This is a genomic window from Paraburkholderia sp. BCC1876 (genome assembly GCF_902833695.1).
Taxonomy (GTDB): Bacteria; Pseudomonadota; Gammaproteobacteria; order Burkholderiales; family Burkholderiaceae; genus Paraburkholderia.
This window is the reverse complement of record NZ_CADFGI010000003.1, coordinates 110,498-125,133: the sequence shown is the minus strand read 5'-3', so window position 1 is coordinate 125,133 and position 14,636 is coordinate 110,498. Positions and strand designations below refer to the sequence as shown.

The 14,636-nt window shown below is 63.5% G+C and carries 14 protein-coding genes and 3 tRNA genes; 11 read left to right on the top strand and 6 right to left on the bottom strand.

The genetic code is table 11. The features are described 5' to 3' along the window. Positions 1-11 precede the first annotated feature (11 nt). The 5 genes from era (at position 12) to nagZ (ending at position 4,253) form a co-directional block, all read left to right on the top strand. Positions 12-911, top strand: a complete 900-nt coding sequence (era, locus tag HWY05_RS12290; RefSeq protein WP_051980376.1) for a GTPase Era — start codon at positions 12-14, stop codon at positions 909-911. Next, entirely contained in the window at positions 898-1,827 is a 930-nt protein-coding gene (recO, locus tag HWY05_RS12285; protein WP_035547331.1) for a DNA repair protein RecO, read from the top strand. The genes era and recO overlap by 14 nt, the downstream gene beginning before the upstream one ends. Next, entirely contained in the window at positions 1,824-2,588 is a 765-nt protein-coding gene (gene pdxJ / locus HWY05_RS12280; protein ID WP_176058530.1) for a pyridoxine 5'-phosphate synthase, read from the top strand. Before recO ends, pdxJ begins: the two co-directional genes overlap by 4 nt. Positions 2,589-2,615: 27 nt before the next feature. Next, a complete protein-coding gene (gene acpS / locus HWY05_RS12275; RefSeq protein ID WP_244146599.1) occupies positions 2,616-3,146 on the top strand; it encodes a holo-ACP synthase in 531 nt (176 codons plus the stop codon). Between the two features lie 69 nt (positions 3,147-3,215). Beyond that, positions 3,216-4,253: a beta-N-acetylhexosaminidase gene (gene nagZ, locus HWY05_RS12270; protein ID WP_035547326.1), complete on the top strand. Its 1,038-nt coding sequence runs from the start codon at positions 3,216-3,218 to the stop codon at positions 4,251-4,253. A 128-nt stretch (positions 4,254-4,381) separates the two neighbouring features. Here the strand turns inward: nagZ and HWY05_RS12265 are convergent, their stop codons facing one another. Together HWY05_RS12265 and HWY05_RS12260 are read right to left on the bottom strand one after the other, a co-directional pair. Beyond that, positions 4,382-5,764 carry a sigma-54 dependent transcriptional regulator gene (locus tag HWY05_RS12265; RefSeq protein ID WP_176058529.1) on the bottom strand — a complete coding sequence of 461 codons (1,383 nt, stop codon included), beginning with the start codon at positions 5,762-5,764 and terminating at the stop codon, positions 4,382-4,384. Between the two features lie 208 nt (positions 5,765-5,972). Next, positions 5,973-6,179, bottom strand: coding sequence for a CsbD family protein (locus HWY05_RS12260; protein WP_035547320.1), 207 nt, complete (start codon positions 6,177-6,179; stop codon positions 5,973-5,975). Positions 6,180-6,537: 358 nt separating this feature from the next. Here HWY05_RS12260 and HWY05_RS12255 point away from each other — a divergent pair, with 358 nt between their 5' ends. Next, complete coding sequence (locus tag HWY05_RS12255; RefSeq protein WP_176058528.1) at positions 6,538-7,896, top strand: SGNH/GDSL hydrolase family protein; 1,359 nt, start codon at positions 6,538-6,540, stop codon at positions 7,894-7,896. Between the two features lie 122 nt (positions 7,897-8,018). Here HWY05_RS12255 and efp read toward each other — a convergent pair whose 3' ends face one another. Both efp and earP read right to left on the bottom strand, forming a co-directional pair. Continuing rightward, entirely contained in the window at positions 8,019-8,576 is a 558-nt protein-coding gene (gene efp / locus HWY05_RS12250; RefSeq protein WP_035547317.1) for an elongation factor P, read from the bottom strand. 304 nt (positions 8,577-8,880) lie between these two features. Then, positions 8,881-10,074, bottom strand: a complete 1,194-nt coding sequence (earP, locus tag HWY05_RS12245) for an elongation factor P maturation arginine rhamnosyltransferase EarP (protein ID WP_176058527.1) — start codon at positions 10,072-10,074, stop codon at positions 8,881-8,883. A 323-nt stretch (positions 10,075-10,397) separates the two neighbouring features. Between earP and uvrC the strand changes: the two genes are divergently transcribed. The 5 genes from uvrC (at position 10,398) to HWY05_RS12220 (ending at position 14,042) form a co-directional block, all read left to right on the top strand. Continuing rightward, positions 10,398-12,722, top strand: coding sequence for an excinuclease ABC subunit UvrC (gene uvrC, locus HWY05_RS12240; protein ID WP_176058526.1), 2,325 nt, complete (start codon positions 10,398-10,400; stop codon positions 12,720-12,722). Between the two features lie 153 nt (positions 12,723-12,875). Further along, positions 12,876-13,469, top strand: a complete 594-nt coding sequence (gene pgsA / locus HWY05_RS12235; protein WP_035547309.1) for a CDP-diacylglycerol--glycerol-3-phosphate 3-phosphatidyltransferase — start codon at positions 12,876-12,878, stop codon at positions 13,467-13,469. 162 nt (positions 13,470-13,631) lie between these two features. Beyond that, positions 13,632-13,707 (top strand) — tRNA-Gly (locus tag HWY05_RS12230). A gap of 64 nt (positions 13,708-13,771) precedes the next feature. Further along, positions 13,772-13,847, top strand: a tRNA-Gly gene (locus HWY05_RS12225). A 121-nt stretch (positions 13,848-13,968) separates the two neighbouring features. Continuing rightward, positions 13,969-14,042, top strand: a tRNA-Cys gene (locus HWY05_RS12220). Between the two features lie 157 nt (positions 14,043-14,199). On the opposite strand, the gene HWY05_RS12215 is transcribed toward HWY05_RS12220, so the two are convergent. Next, positions 14,200-14,376: a hypothetical protein gene (locus HWY05_RS12215; RefSeq protein ID WP_176058525.1), complete on the bottom strand. Its 177-nt coding sequence runs from the start codon at positions 14,374-14,376 to the stop codon at positions 14,200-14,202. Positions 14,377-14,459: 83 nt separating this feature from the next. Further along, positions 14,460-14,597 carry a hypothetical protein gene (locus HWY05_RS12210; protein ID WP_156126525.1) on the bottom strand — a complete coding sequence of 46 codons (138 nt, stop codon included), beginning with the start codon at positions 14,595-14,597 and terminating at the stop codon, positions 14,460-14,462. Positions 14,598-14,636: the final 39 nt, after the last annotated feature.

Sequence of the window (14,636 nt, the reverse complement as noted above, 5' to 3'; positions counted from 1 at the left end):
GTAGCCTGAATATGAACGCTCCCACACCCACTGGTTTTCGTTGCGGCATGGTCGCGATCGTCGGCCGTCCGAACGTCGGCAAATCCACGCTGATGAACGCGCTGGTCGGCCAGAAAGTCAGTATCACGTCGCGCAAGGCGCAGACCACGCGCCATCGCATCACCGGCATTCATACGCTGGAAGATGCTCAGTACATTTTCGTCGACACGCCCGGTTTCCAGACCAAGCACAGCGGCGCGCTGAACCGCTCGCTGAACCGCGCGGTGACGTCCACGCTGACCTCGGTGGATGCGATCCTGTTCGTGATCGAAGCCGGCCGTTTTGGTCCCGACGACCAGAAGGTGCTCGACCTGATCCCGCCGTCGGTGCCGACGCTGCTGATCGCGAACAAGCTCGATCGCGTGTCCGATAAAGCCTCGCTGTTCCCGTTCATGCAGGAGATCAGCGCGCTGCACAAGTTCGCCGAGATCGTGCCGCTGTCGGCCAAGCACGTCGACGACGTCAATCGTCTGATGGCGACAGTCAAACCATTCCTGCCGGAAGGCTCGCCGATCTACGGCGAAGACGACCTGACCGATCGCAGCGAGCGTTTCCTCGCGGCCGAAATTCTGCGCGAAAAAGTGTTCCGCTGGACCGGCGACGAACTGCCGTACACCAGCACCGTGCTGATCGAGAAGTTTGAAACCGAAGGGCGTTTGCGCCGCATTTTCGCGACCATCATGGTCGACCGCGACACGCACAAGGCCATGATCATCGGCCAGAAAGGCGCGAAGCTGAAGCAGATCAGCACCGAAGCGCGCCTCGACATGGAAAGGCTGTTCGACGGTCCGGTGTATCTGGAAACCTTCATCAAGGTGAAGAGCGGTTGGGCCGACAACGAAGCCGGACTTCGCGCGTATGGGTACGAATGACGCGTGGATGACGCGGAATTCCGCGGGCGAGCCGGACGATTCGGAGCCGGCCGCACCCGCACGCGAGCCTGTCAGGCCCGCGCGTAGCACCAGAAAATCTTCCAGTAAAAGCAGCCAGGGCAGCGAGGGCGAACCGCACAAGGCGGCGAGCTCTTCTCCGGCTCGCGCGCCGGCGCGCCGTGCGCCGCGCACCTCCGCATCCGACTACCGGATCACGGAACAACCCGCATTCGTTCTGCATAGCTACCCATATAGCGAGACCAGTCTGATCATCGACGTGCTGTCACGCGATCACGGTCGTCTCGCGCTGGTTGCGAAGGGCGCGAAGCGACCGCACTCGGCGTTGCGCGGCGTCTTGCAGACGTTCCAGCCGCTCGCGCTGTCGTGGTCCGGCAAATCCGAAGTGCGCACGCTGACCGGCGCCGAATGGGTCGGCGGCATGTTGCCGTTGTGCGGCGACGCGCTGTTGTGCGGCTTCTACGTCAACGAACTGATGGTCAAATTCTGCGCGCGCGAAGACCCGCATCCGCAACTGTTTCATCACTACGTTGTCACCATGACGCGTCTCGCGCACGACGAACCGCCCGTGCAGGTGCTGCGTTCGTTCGAGCGCGTGCTGCTGCGCGAAACCGGTTACGCGATGGCGCTGAATCGCACCGTCGCGCGTAAAGCGGTGGTGGCCGAAGGCCGCTACGTGTTCGATCCGGAGCGCGGCGTGCGCGAAGCCTCCGACGATCTGCCCGCGCAATGGCCGGTGGTTTCGGGGCAGACCTTGCTCGACATGGAGCAGGACGATTACCATCGTGCGCAGACCGTGGCGCAAAGCAAAACGCTGATGCGCTTTCTGCTCAACACTTACCTTGGCGGCACGCCGCTCGCGACGCGCCAGATCCTGATCGACTTGCAGAACTTATGAGCTTCTTTCTTACGTCGCCGAACGTCATTGACCTGGGCGTGAATATCGATCACGTCGCCACGCTGCGCAACGCGCGCGGCACGTCCTATCCCGATCCGATCCGCGCCGCGTTGATGGCCGAAGAGGCGGGCGCCGACGTCATCACGCTGCATCTGCGTGAAGACCGCCGCCATATCGTCGACGCCGACGTGCGCAAGCTGCGTCCGCTGCTGAAAACGCGCATGAATCTCGAATGCGCGGTGACTCAGGAGATGCTCGACATCGCGTGTGAAGTGCAGCCGCACGACACCTGCCTCGTGCCCGAAAAGCGCCAGGAACTGACCACGGAAGGCGGCCTCGACGTCGCCGGCCAGTTCGAAGCGGTGCGGGCCGCGTGCAAGCAGCTCGCGGAAGCGAACTCGCGCGCGTCGCTCTTCATCGACCCGGACGAAACGCAGATTCGCGCCGCGCACGAAGCCGGCGCGCCGGTGATCGAACTGCACACCGGCCGTTACGCGGAAGCGCACGATCCCGCCGAACAGCAGCGCGAATTCGAGCGCGTGGTTCGCGCGGTGGAATTCGGCGCGACGCTCGGCATCAAGGTGAACGCGGGCCACGGCTTGCACTACACGAACGTGCAGCAGATCGCGGCGATCGAAGGCATCGACGAATTGAATATCGGCCACTCGATCGTGGCGCATGCGATCTTCGCCGGCTGGGACAACGCGGTGCGCGAGATGAAGGCGATCATGGTCGCCGCGCGTCTCGGCGCGCGCGCGTAGTTCGGCGGATCTGCGACGGCACCCCACATGACGATCTACGGCATCGGCACGGATATCGTTCAGGTCAGCCGCGTGGCCGCGGTCATGACGCGCACCAACGGCCGCTTTGCCGAGAAGGTGCTCGGGCCGGACGAACTGCGCGTTTATCACGCGCGTCAGGCTCGGTCGGCGGCGCGCGGTCTCGCGTTTCTCGCCACGCGGTTCTCGGCGAAAGAAGCGTTCTCGAAAGCGATTGGCCTGGGTATGCGCTGGCCGATGACCTGGCGTGCGCTGCAAACGCTCAACAAGCCGAGCGGCGAACCGATGGTGGTGGCCTCCGGCGAGCTGGCCGAATGGCTCGACGCGCGCGGCATCACGGCGCGCGTGACGATCAGCGACGAGCGGGACTACGCGGTGTCGTTCGTGATTGCGGAAACCGGGCAGGAGAGCGGGGCGGTGCAAACGGCGACGCAAACGCCGCCGGACGCTCAAGCTCAACCGCAAACACCAGCTCAAACCCAACTGCCTTCATCGGCCCCAACGCCGGACGCTCCGCACGCTCCCGCCGCCGACGAATAAAAATACTTTGAACGCGGCCTGCAAAGGCCGCGTCTTTCTTTGTCTCAAGTTTTTTTCTAGCGGAATTCGATGAAAACCACTCCCGGACCGGTAATGCTCGACGTGGTCGGCAAAACGCTGAACGACGACGACAGGCGCCGCCTTGCCCATCCGATGACAGGCGGCGTAATCCTGTTCGCGCGCCACTACGAGAACCGCGCGCAGTTGCTCGCGCTGACCGCCGCGATCCGCGACGTGAGCCCGGATCTGCTGATCGCCGTCGACCACGAAGGCGGCCGCGTCCAGCGCTTTCGCACCGACGGCTTCACCGTGTTGCCGTCGATGGGCAAGCTCGGCACGTTGTGGGACAGCGACGTACTGCATGCCACCAAGGTCACGACCGCGGTCGGCTATATCCTCGCGGCGGAGCTGCGCGCGTGCGACATCGACATGAGCTTCACCCCCGTGCTCGATCTGAACTACGGGCAGTCGCAGGTAATTGGCGACCGCTCGTTTCACCGCGATCCGCGCGTGGTGACGCTGCTGGCCAAGAGCCTCAACCACGGCCTCGCGCTCGCCGGCATGAGCAATTGCGGCAAGCACTTTCCGGGGCACGGTTTCGCGCAGGCGGATTCGCACGTCGCGATGCCGGTCGACGACCGTTCGCTCGAAGACATCCTGCGCGACGACGTGGCGCCGTACGACTGGCTCGATCTGTCGCTGGGATCGGTGCTGCCTGCGCACGTGGTGTATCCGCAGGTGGATTCGAAGCCGGCGGGTTTTTCTCGTGTGTGGCTGCAGGATATTCTGCGCAACAAGCTGCGCTTCGAGGGCGCGATTTTCAGCGACGATCTGTCGATGGAAGCCGCGCGCCAGGGCGGTACGCTGACCGAAGGCGCGACGGCCGCGCTGCAGGCCGGTTGCGACATGGTGCTGATCTGCAATCAGCCGGATGAAGCGGAGAAGGTGCTGGACGCGCTGCGCTTCACGCCGTCGAAGGAATCGCAGCAGCGCCTGAAGCGCATGCGGCCGCGCGGCAAGGCGCTGAAGTGGAGCAAGCTGGTCGCCGAGCCGCAGTATCTGCAAGCGCAGGCGTTGTTGCGCAGTGCGTTTGCCGGATCGGCTTGAGGTCGGTTTGAGGTCGGTTCGCGTGGGGCATTGAGTGCCTTAGCATCGGCGAATAAAAAACGGCGCCTTCAATTTTGAAGGCGCCGTTTTTTTATGATCCTCGGTTGTCTGGACGAACAACGCGCAACTCAATTCAACCGCATCCGCTGCAACTTGTTGTACAGCGTCTTCGGGCTAATCCCCAGTAGCGACGCCGCACGGTGCCGCGTCCCGCCGACCGCATCGAGCGTGGCGCGAATCAGCATTTCCTCGACGTCCGCGAGCGGTGTACCGACGGTCACCTGCACGCGGCTGCCGTTCAGATCGCGGCCATTGGCCGAGCCGGCTTCGTCGGCGCGCAGCGATTCCACCACATCGCCCGACGCGTGATACGCGCGCCGCGCCCGTTCCTGCAACTCACGCACATTGCCCGGCCATTCGTACGCGAGACATTCGCGGATGAAGTTCGGCCCGATCTGCTTGGCGGCTTCCGCCGTCCCGCGTGCGGCCGCCTCGTGGTTCAGTTCGTCGACGATCGCCTGAGCGATCAGCGCCGGATCTTCGCCGCGCTCCCGCAGCGGCGGCAGGGTAACGGCCGCGGCTTCGAGACGCAGCGCCAGGTCTTCCTGCAGGCTGCCGTCGGCCACCGCCGCGCGCGGCGCTTTGCGCGTCGAGGCGATCAGCCGGAAATCCGTCACCACCTGATGCGTACCGCCGACCCGCATGAAGGTCTGCGAGTCGAGCGCGCGCAGCAGCGCTTCCTGCTGGGCGCGCGGCAATTCGGCAATCTCGTCGATGAACAGCGTGCCGCCGCTCGCCTGTTCGAACAGGCCGGGCTCCCGCTGATCCGCGCCGTTGAATGCGCCGCGCTCGTGACCGAACAGCACGCTATCCAGCGAACGATGCGCCGCCGCGCTGGCCGCGGTCCGGCAATCGAACGTGATGAACGGGCCTTTGCGGCGCCGGCTCATGTCGTGCATCGTGCGCGCCGCGACCTGCTTGCCGGTGCCGGCTTCGCCGGAAATCAGCACGGCCGCTTCGGTCGGCGCGATATGTTCGATCGTGTCGTACACGTGCTGGATCGTGCCGCTGCGGCCGAGCATCGCGCCGAAACGGCCGAGCTGCCGCAGCGAAGCGCGCAGCGTCTGGACCTCTTCGGTCAGCTCGTAGGGCCGCGGAATCCGCGCCAGCAGGCTGCGCAAGCGCGGAATGTTGACCGGCTTGAGCAGATAGTCCCAGATGCCGTGCCGCAAACCTTCGATCGCGCTTTCCACCGTCGCGTTGCCGGTCATGACGATCACGGGCAGAGCGCCGCCGGGCGGATGCGCGGGCAAGTGCTGCAACACGTCGAGCCCGCTGCCGTCCGGCAGATTCAGGTCGACCAGCACGACGTCAGGAATGAAGCGTGTCAGAGCCGCCCGCGCTTCGGCGATGGTGGTCGCGGTGTCGACGGAAAAGCCGTCGGCCGCGAGGATGGCGGACAGGCCCGACAGGCTATTGGGATCGTCTTCAACAATCAGGGCGTGTGGCATGGCGAGCGCAATTTTTAAATGGATGGAATACCGATGCGTCGCGCCGCGATACGGGCGCAATGCATGGGCGCGATAGCTGGCCGGTACTGCCGGTCGAATGGAGTGGCGATTCGACTCACGTAGTTCTGGTCCTTGGTTTGATCTGAGCCGGCCTGTTTCGGCGCGGATGCGCGTCGATAGACCGCCTGTACTTACTTCACTCGGCCTGTCAAAAATGCCGATTACTGTCGAAGAAGCGGCGCACTTCCAATTCCGCCTGTTCACGGGTCTTGCCGTAGCGTTCCTGGATCAGCCCGGCGAGTTTGTCGGCACGGCCTTCAGCCTTGGTCAATTCGTCGTCCGTCAATTCGCCCCATGCGGTCTTGGCCTTGCCCAGCATCTGCTTCCACTTGCCTTCAGCGATGTCGTTATTCATGTCGCATCTCCGGAGTTGAAGAAAATAAAGTCGTACTGGCCTCTCTCGAAGATAAGCATGGACTGTGCCAAAGGCATTTGCTCAGCTTTATCAAGCATTTGTCGGATGCAAGGTGAGTCAATTCGCGTCTCGAGCAGGCAATTTTTGGACAGGCTGCCGGTAAAGTTTTCCTAACCATACACGGCGGCGCAAAAAAGAAAAAGTGCCTAAATTCGGCTGCCATGGCAGAGCGAATTTTTCTCCGTGGCGGGTGATCCTGGGCGACGTCCCGCGACTGATGGTCTCTTCGTAACGAATGGCGCGTGCCGCTGCGCGTCGCCTGAAATCGATTTATCCGCCACAACCGAAGGAGCAGTCCATGATTTGCCAATGTGTCGCATCGCTGGGTCGCCGGATCACCAACACGGCGGTGTGTGCCGCACTGCCGTTCGCGGCCGCTGGCGCAAACGCCGCGGCCGAGCCGGTATCTTTCCCGATGCCTACCGGCGACATGACGCTATCGCCGTCTGGTCCGCTTGCTGTGCCGGTCCCGCAGTCACGTGCCATGCCGGTTGAATCCCCGTTGGCCTTACGCCGGGGCAACGACACGTACACCTATCTGCGCTGCTGGTATCGCAACAGCGCGGATCCGCTCGAACCCGACGCGAGCTACGAATGGGCGCTCGATCCGAGCGGCGGCGACTGGTATCGGGTGCCCGGTTTCTGGCGGGCGGACGGCGTGACGCAATGGAAGAACATGTTCTACAGCGTCAGGACGCAAGACACCCTCAACGACGTGTGCCGCAAGACGCTAAACGCGCGTGGTATCCGGGCGGCACTCACGCAGGCGGTCGCCGCCAACAACCGGTTGTCGTTCAACTTCACGATCTGGAGTATCGACAGCGCGTGGCAGGAGCCGCGCATCAACAAGCTGATCGTATTCGGCGACAGTCTGTCCGACACGCAAAACACCTTCAATGCGAGCCAGTGGACGCTGCCGAATCGCGCAAGCTGGCATGTGGGACGTTTCAGCAACGGGCCCGTCTGGCCCGAGTATCTGGCCAGCGCGTTGCACCTGCCGATGTATAACTGGTCAGCCGGAGGAGCCGCGACCAATCAGCACCTCGTCGTGCCTGGCCTCGTGCAGCAGGTCGAGTCATGGCGCGACTATATGAAGTTCGCGCCGGACTATCGGCCGCGTAACACGCTGTTCGCGGTGCTCGCCGGCGGCAACGATCTGGTCAGCTACGGCCGCACGCCCGAACAGGCGGCGAATGACATGCGCGACAGCCTCGAGCAACTCGCCGCGGCCGATGCGAGGCGCATCTTGCTCGTTACACTCCCGGACGTCTCCCGTGCGCCGGTCGTCGTCGCGCGTGGCGACGCGGTGCGGGTGGCCGCCGAGGTTCAGGATTACAACCGGAGGCTGGCCGATATGGCGGCGGCGCTGCGGCTCCGATACGGCGCGACGCTTCAGATCGAGCTATTCGATGCGAATGCGATGTTCGACGACATGCTGCGCCATCCCGAGCAATACGGACTCGACGATACGACGCATTCATGTCTCGACATTCCGAATCCGTCCGCACTGACTTACCTGAGCGCACAGACCCCACGCGCGATCTGTGACGACCCGGCGCGCTTCCTGTTCTGGGACGCGTTGCATCCGACGACCACGACGCACGCGCAGCTTGCACAACGTATCGCGTCGTTCGTGCGGGAGCGATTCAGAAACTGATAGCGTTGGATTGCTGCACAATAAAAAAAGACCCGATCGCGTGAGCGATCGGGTCTTTTTTGCCATTTGCTCCACGACGCCGGCGAGTTGCCGGCGCGGGGTGCAAACGGGCGGCCAGGCGCTTACGCGCGGCTGCGGTATTCGTGCGTACGCGTGTCGATTTCGATCTTGTCGCCGATGCTGCAGAAGAGCGGCACTTGCAGTTCGAAACCCGTGGTCAGCTTGGCGTTCTTCAACACCTTACCCGACGACGTGTCGCCCTTGACGGCCGGTTCCGTGTAGATGATTTCGCGAACCAGCGTGGTCGGCAGTTCAACCGAAATCGCCTTCTCGTTGTAGAACACGACTTCGCAAGCCATGCCGTCTTCGAGGTAATGGAGGGCGTCGCCCATCATTTCGCCTTCGACTTCGAACTGGTTGTAGTCGGCGTCCATGAACACGTACATCGGGTCAGCGAAGTACGAGTAGGTGACTTCCTTGCGTTCCAGCACGACGACGTCGAACTTGTCGTCGGCCTTGTACACGCTTTCCATGCCTGCGCCGGTCAGCAGGTTCTTGAACTTCATCTTGACGACGGCGGAGTTGCGGCCCGATTTGTTGTACTCGGCCTTCTGCACAACCATTGCGTCTGCGCCGATCATCACGACGTTGCCGGTGCGGAGTTCCTGTGCGGTCTTCATAAAACTGTCCTGTACGAAATGAGTAGCTTCAACTTGTGCTCAACGGCATACGGCGCAAGCGGCTTCGGCGCTTCTCTCACTGCGTGCCGCGCCGCAGGGGAGCGGTTCGGCGGGAAGCTAGTGCATGAAGCGTGGCCAGTATGCCGCGAGGATTCGCGGGAGGCTGCATGATCTGCCGCCTCGATATGCTTGCGTCCGTTACCTTGCTTTTACCCTGTGCGGGCGTGTACACGAGTGGCGCCGATTCGCAACCTGCTTTGCTGCGATCGGGCCGCGCTTGCGTCGTCGGCCGTTGGATAACCGCTTATTTTAACTGAGTTTTTGCGAACAAGGCCAGATTTCCGGCGAGGTCGCCCACTTCAGCCAGTTCGACGGCCCAGTCGGCTGCGCGCTGCCTCAGTGCCGGAAGGTGGTGCCGGAACGCCGCCCAGTCCGGCTGGCCCGCGCCGTTCCATGCGTGCCAGAAGCGCGCCAACGCGTCGCGGGCGTTGGCGGGCAGGGTGCGGGCGTAGTGGGCGAGCGCGGCGTCGAGCTTGGGCAAATGGGCGTCGTCGGCTTGCGGGTAGATATGCCAGACGAACGGTTTGGCCGCCCATTGGGCCCGCACGAACGAGTCTTCGCCGCGCACGAAATTGATGTCGCTGGCCCAGAGCAGCGCGTCGTAGCCCGGCTGGCTGGTGAATGCAAGCGCGTGCGCGCTGAGGTTGCCGCGTTCGGCGTGCGCGCCGGCGGTGAATTCGGGCAGCCCGAAAAAGCGCGCGACCGCGCCCGAGACGCGGCCTTCCGGCACCAGCAGCACGACCGGCTCGGCGCTGTCGCGCCATTGTTCGAGCAGGCCGTCGACGGCCGGGTTTTCGTACGCGAACAGCGAGACGACCGTGGCCGCGGCGGGGGGCGGCGCGCGGCCGACGGTCTGCTGCCACCATGCGGCGCGTGCCGCCTGCGAGGTTTCGAAGGCCGCGCGTGCGGCGTCGAGATGGCGTTCTTTCAGCACGCCGCCGGTGCCGGGTCCGAGTCCGGGGAAGAAGAACGTCTTGGTCAGCGGATAGCGCGGATGCGGCGACGGCCGCAAATGAAAATCCGCGACCCAGTCTTCGGCGCTCAGATAGTCGAGGTTGAACCATACCGGCGCGCGTTCGCGCCGCGCCATCGCGGCGACGTAGACCGGCGGCAGTTCACAGGCGAAGGCTTCGATCACGACGTCGGCGACGTCGAGCGTATCGCCCGCATGCGCCGGCTGATGCCAGTGTTCGACGACGATGCCGCCGACCGTCTGGCGAGCACGGTCCAGCGCCAGCGACGGGCACAGCTTCTGGAACGCATGCAGATCGTCGACGAACACGCGCACCTGCCAGCCGTGCTCGCTCGCGAGCTGACGCGCAAGACGCCAGCACACGCCGATGTCGCCGAAATTGTCGATGACCGCGCAGAAGATGTCGCAGGCGATCGCGGTGGACGTGGCGTCGACGGGTTCGGAAGAGGGCGCAGCGGTGGACATGGTGGCCTGGGTCGCGGATGCAAAAAGGGTGGGGTGACGTCGCGGCGCATGCCGCGTGCAGACGCGGCTTGCGGTGAATTGCCTTGGCGCGTTACCCGGCGCTATGCCGGGTATTGCACCGGCGAGTTGCCGACGCGCCGCCAGACAACGCTCCGGCGCATTTCCGCCGCGCTGCCGGATCGCGGCAGCCGGTTCGAACGGGCGCGGAATGCTCTAAACTGGCGATTCTAAAGCACCCGTCCACGGCTGCGTCCACCGGTTTTACTCCGGCGCACGGCGCGAGGCGAGGCCCCCGCGAGACAGTCTCACCCAACCGATTCTGCATGACCGAACCCGAAGCAACCGACGTCTTCGAGCCCAAAAAAGTGCTCGCCCAACTGCCGCATCTGCCCGGCGTGTATCGCTATTACGATACCCACGGCGCGGTGCTTTACGTGGGCAAGGCGCGCGATCTCAAGAAGCGCGTGTCGAGCTACTTCACGAAGACGCTGCTGTCGCCGCGCATCGCGATGATGGTGACGCGCATCGCACGGATCGAAACGACCGTCACGCGTTCCGAGGCCGAGGCGCTGCTGCTCGAGAACAACCTGATCAAGGCGCTCGCGCCGCGCTACAACATTCTGTTTCGCGACGACAAATCGTATCCGTACCTCAAGCTGACCGGTCACAAATTCCCGCGCATGGCGTACTACCGTGGCTCGGTGGATCGCAAGAACCAGTACTTCGGGCCGTTTCCGAGTGCGTGGGCGGTGCGCGAGAGCATCCAGATCCTGCAGCGCGTGTTCCAGTTGCGAACCTGCGAAGACTCGGTGTTCAACAACCGCACGCGGCCTTGCCTGCTGCATCAGATCGGCCGTTGCACGGCGCCGTGTGTCGCGGCGATCAGCGAAGAAGACTATGCGCACGACGTCGCCAACGCGTCGCGCTTTCTGCTCGGCCGTCAGGGCGAGGTGATGAAGGAGCTCGAGGGCAAGATGCATGCGTTCGCGAGCGAGCTGAAGTTCGAGCAGGCCGCAGCGGTGCGCAACCAGATGAGTTCGCTGTCGACGGTCCTGCATCAGCAGGCGATCGAAGTCGGCAGCGATAGCGACGTGGACATTCTCGCGGTGGTCGCGCTGGGCGGCCGGGTCTGCGTGAATCTCGCGATGGTGCGCGGCGGCCGGCATCTCGGTGACAAGGCGTATTTCCCGGCGCATGTGGAAAGCGCGTTGACGGCGGACGAGGGCGGCCTCGAAGAAGGCGCTGACGGCGATGCGATGCTGGCGCGCGTGGCGATGGACGTCGCTGTCGCGGACGCAGCGGATAACGTGAACGGCGGGACGGAAGCGTCCGGCGTGGACGACGATGCGCTTGCGATTGCGGCAGCGCTGTCGGCGGAAGACGATGATGAAGCGGCGTTAGACGCGGACGCAGACACCGAAGCCGAAGCCGAAGCCGGGCAAGACAACGACGCAGAAAACGCCGACGCCGCCTCCGACGCACGACCCGCGAAACCGCGCAAAGGTCGCGCGTCCGGCGGGATCGAAGCCGAGGTCCTCGAAGCGTTCATTGCCCAGCATTACCTCGGCAACCGCGTGCCGCCGGTGCTGGTGGTCAGCCACGCGCCGGCCAACCGCGAACTGGTCGACGTGCTGATCGAGCAGGCCGGCCATAAGGTCACCGTGCTGCGTCAGCCTCAAGGCCAGCGACGTGCGTGGCTCGCGATGGCCGAGCAGAACGCGCGCCTCGCGCTGGCGCGCCTGCTCTCCGAACAAGGCTCGCAGCAGGCTCGCACACGCGCGCTGACCGACACGCTCGGCATGGAGTGCGACGACCTCGCGCATCTGCGGATCGAATGCTTCGACATCAGCCACACGATGGGCGAGGCGACGCAGGCGTCGTGCGTGGTGTATCACCATCACAAGATGCAGTCGTCCGAATACCGCCGCTACAACATCACCGGCATCACCCCCGGCGACGACTACGCGGCCATGCGCCAGGTGCTCACGCGCCGCTACGAGAAGATGGTCGCGCAAGCCGCCGCGAATGCCGGCGAGAACGATGCTGCGGGCGATGTCGCGAGCGACACGGCGAGCGACGCCGCGAATGTCGCCGACGAAGCCGTCACCTTGTCAGTTGACGCGGACAACGGCGTCGCCATTGATCCGGCCACCGACCCCACGCTTGCGCCCGAAACCATCGGGCCCGCCCCCACCGGCGGCATTTTGCCGACCATCGTGCTGATCGACGGCGGCAAGGGCCAGGTTGAAATCGCGCGCCAGGTGTTCTCCGAACTGGGACTGGACATCGGCATGCTGGTCGGCGTCGCGAAGGGCGAAGGACGCAAGGTCGGCCTCGAAACGCTGATTTTCGCCGACGACCGCGCGCCGCTCGAACTCGGCAAGGAAAGCGCCGCGCTGATGCTGGTCGCGCAGATTCGCGACGAAGCGCACCGTTTCGCGATCACCGGCATGCGCGCGAAGCGCGCAAAAACGCGCCAGACCTCGCGGCTCGAAGAACTCGAAGGCGTCGGCGCGAAGCGGCGTCAGCGGTTGCTCGCGCGCTTTGGCGGCCTGCGCGGCGTGGTCGCGGCGAGCGTCGAGGATCTGGCGAGCGTCGAAGGGATTTCGCAGGCGCTCGCCGAGCAGATCTATCGGCAATTGCACTGATTGCATTGATCACGGTCGGGCGGGCGGCCCGTTTATCGGCTGCGATCCAGCGTCCAGGCGGCGCACGTGCCATGGCCCGTGCGCCGCTTTGCTTGTGGCAGGCCTTGTGACACGGCACAATTGCATCTCCCTTGCCAGACGCTGCGCCTGCCCATGCCGTTTAATTTCCCGATTTTCCTGACCTGGCTGCGGATCGTCCTGATTCCGCTCGTCGTCGGCGTGTTCTATTTGCCCGACATGATGATGAGCCCCGCGCACCGCAATCTGGCGGCCGCGACAATCTTCATTCTGGCCGCGCTGACCGACTGGTTCGATGGCTTCCTGGCGCGCAAGTGGAATCAGACCTCGGCGTTCGGCGCGTTTCTCGATCCGGTCGCCGACAAGCTGATGGTGACCGCGGCGCTGCTCGTGCTGGTGCAGCTCACGCGGATCGATTCGGCGATCGCGCTGGTGATCGTCGGGCGCGAGATCGCGATCTCGGCGCTGCGCGAGTGGATGGCGCAGATCGGCGCGTCGAAGAGCGTCGCGGTGAACTCGCTCGGCAAGTTCAAGACCGTGTGTCAGATGGTCGCGATTCCCATGCTGCTGTTCTATGGCCCCTTGCCGTTCGGCGGTGGCGTGGCGGTCGACACGCGCGTGTGGGGCCTGTGGCTGATCTATCTGGCCGCGTTCCTGACCATCTGGTCGATGCTCTATTACATGAAGCTCGCGTGGCCTCAGATCCGCGAACGCGGCGGGGCGGCATGAGTGAAATCTGTTCAGTAAAAGACATTCGCAAAAGGGGTTGACACGTTTCAGTCGATTCTCCATAATCTCGTTTCTCCGATGCACGCAGTTCGAAGCAGCAGCGGAAGTAGCGCAGTAGTTGCAGGCAGTATTGAAGTAGAAGCACGGCAATAGCAGCACAAAGCGGGAGTAGCTCAGTTGGTAGAGCGCAACCTTGCCAAGGTTGAGGTCGCGAGTTCGAGCCTCGTCTCCCGCTCCAAATTTTTGAAGCAATGCGTTGTTTGGCGAAGTAAGAAGTGCAGCGCGTTGTGAAGCAGTTCAATGCGGGAGTAGCTCAGTTGGTAGAGCGCAACCTTGCCAAGGTTGAGGTCGCGAGTTCGAGCCTCGTCTCCCGCTCCATACATAAGGGGAAGCAAGGCTTCCCTTTTTGTTTGATGGGCTGAAGGTTTCAGCCTCACCGGTGGTAGAGGTGGCCCACAGACAAACCTGCGAATCTGCAGCTAGATTCCAGTCCGCTTGCGGCGCGATAGCAAAGCGGTTATGCAGCGGCCTGCAAAGCCGTTTAGGCCGGTTCGACTCCGGCTCGCGCCTCCAGAAGTTGATGTAAAGAAAAGCCCCGACCTTGTCGGGGCTTTTCTTTTTGGCGCGTCTTTTTCCACGTATGGAAATGGATTGTTGAAAGTGGTACAAAGCCGTCTTCGATCGCTCAGAAAGTGCGCAGGAAATCCGTGGGTTCGGCAGTCGAATTCGATCAGACCGGCCGCTTGACCGAGGCAGCCAGCGCCACTGAAATGCTGCCTCCGCCGCGAAAACGCTGCGCATCCTCGGAGTCGGCGATAGTCATACCTGTGTGTGGGATGGAGAAGACCGGTTGTTGGGCGTTGGTATCTCCCGCAGCAAGATGTTCGCGGGACTCGATATGCTTCACTTGGGGCCGGTGCCTTCGAATCCGCCGGAAAAGCTGCTGTTTATCGCAGGCCATCCAACTGTCGGCTCGGTGGAGAAACGGAATCACGCCGCGCGGATTCTCAATGAAACGCTTGGTGTCCTCGCGACCGGGCGCCAGAACATGCGCATGTCGATCTGTACAGCGGCTTGACCGATCTCTTTTGAAGAACGCGTGCCGAGCATTTTTACGACGGCATCCATCTCGCCGGTTCTTTTCTCGCAACCTTGGCCGACAAACTG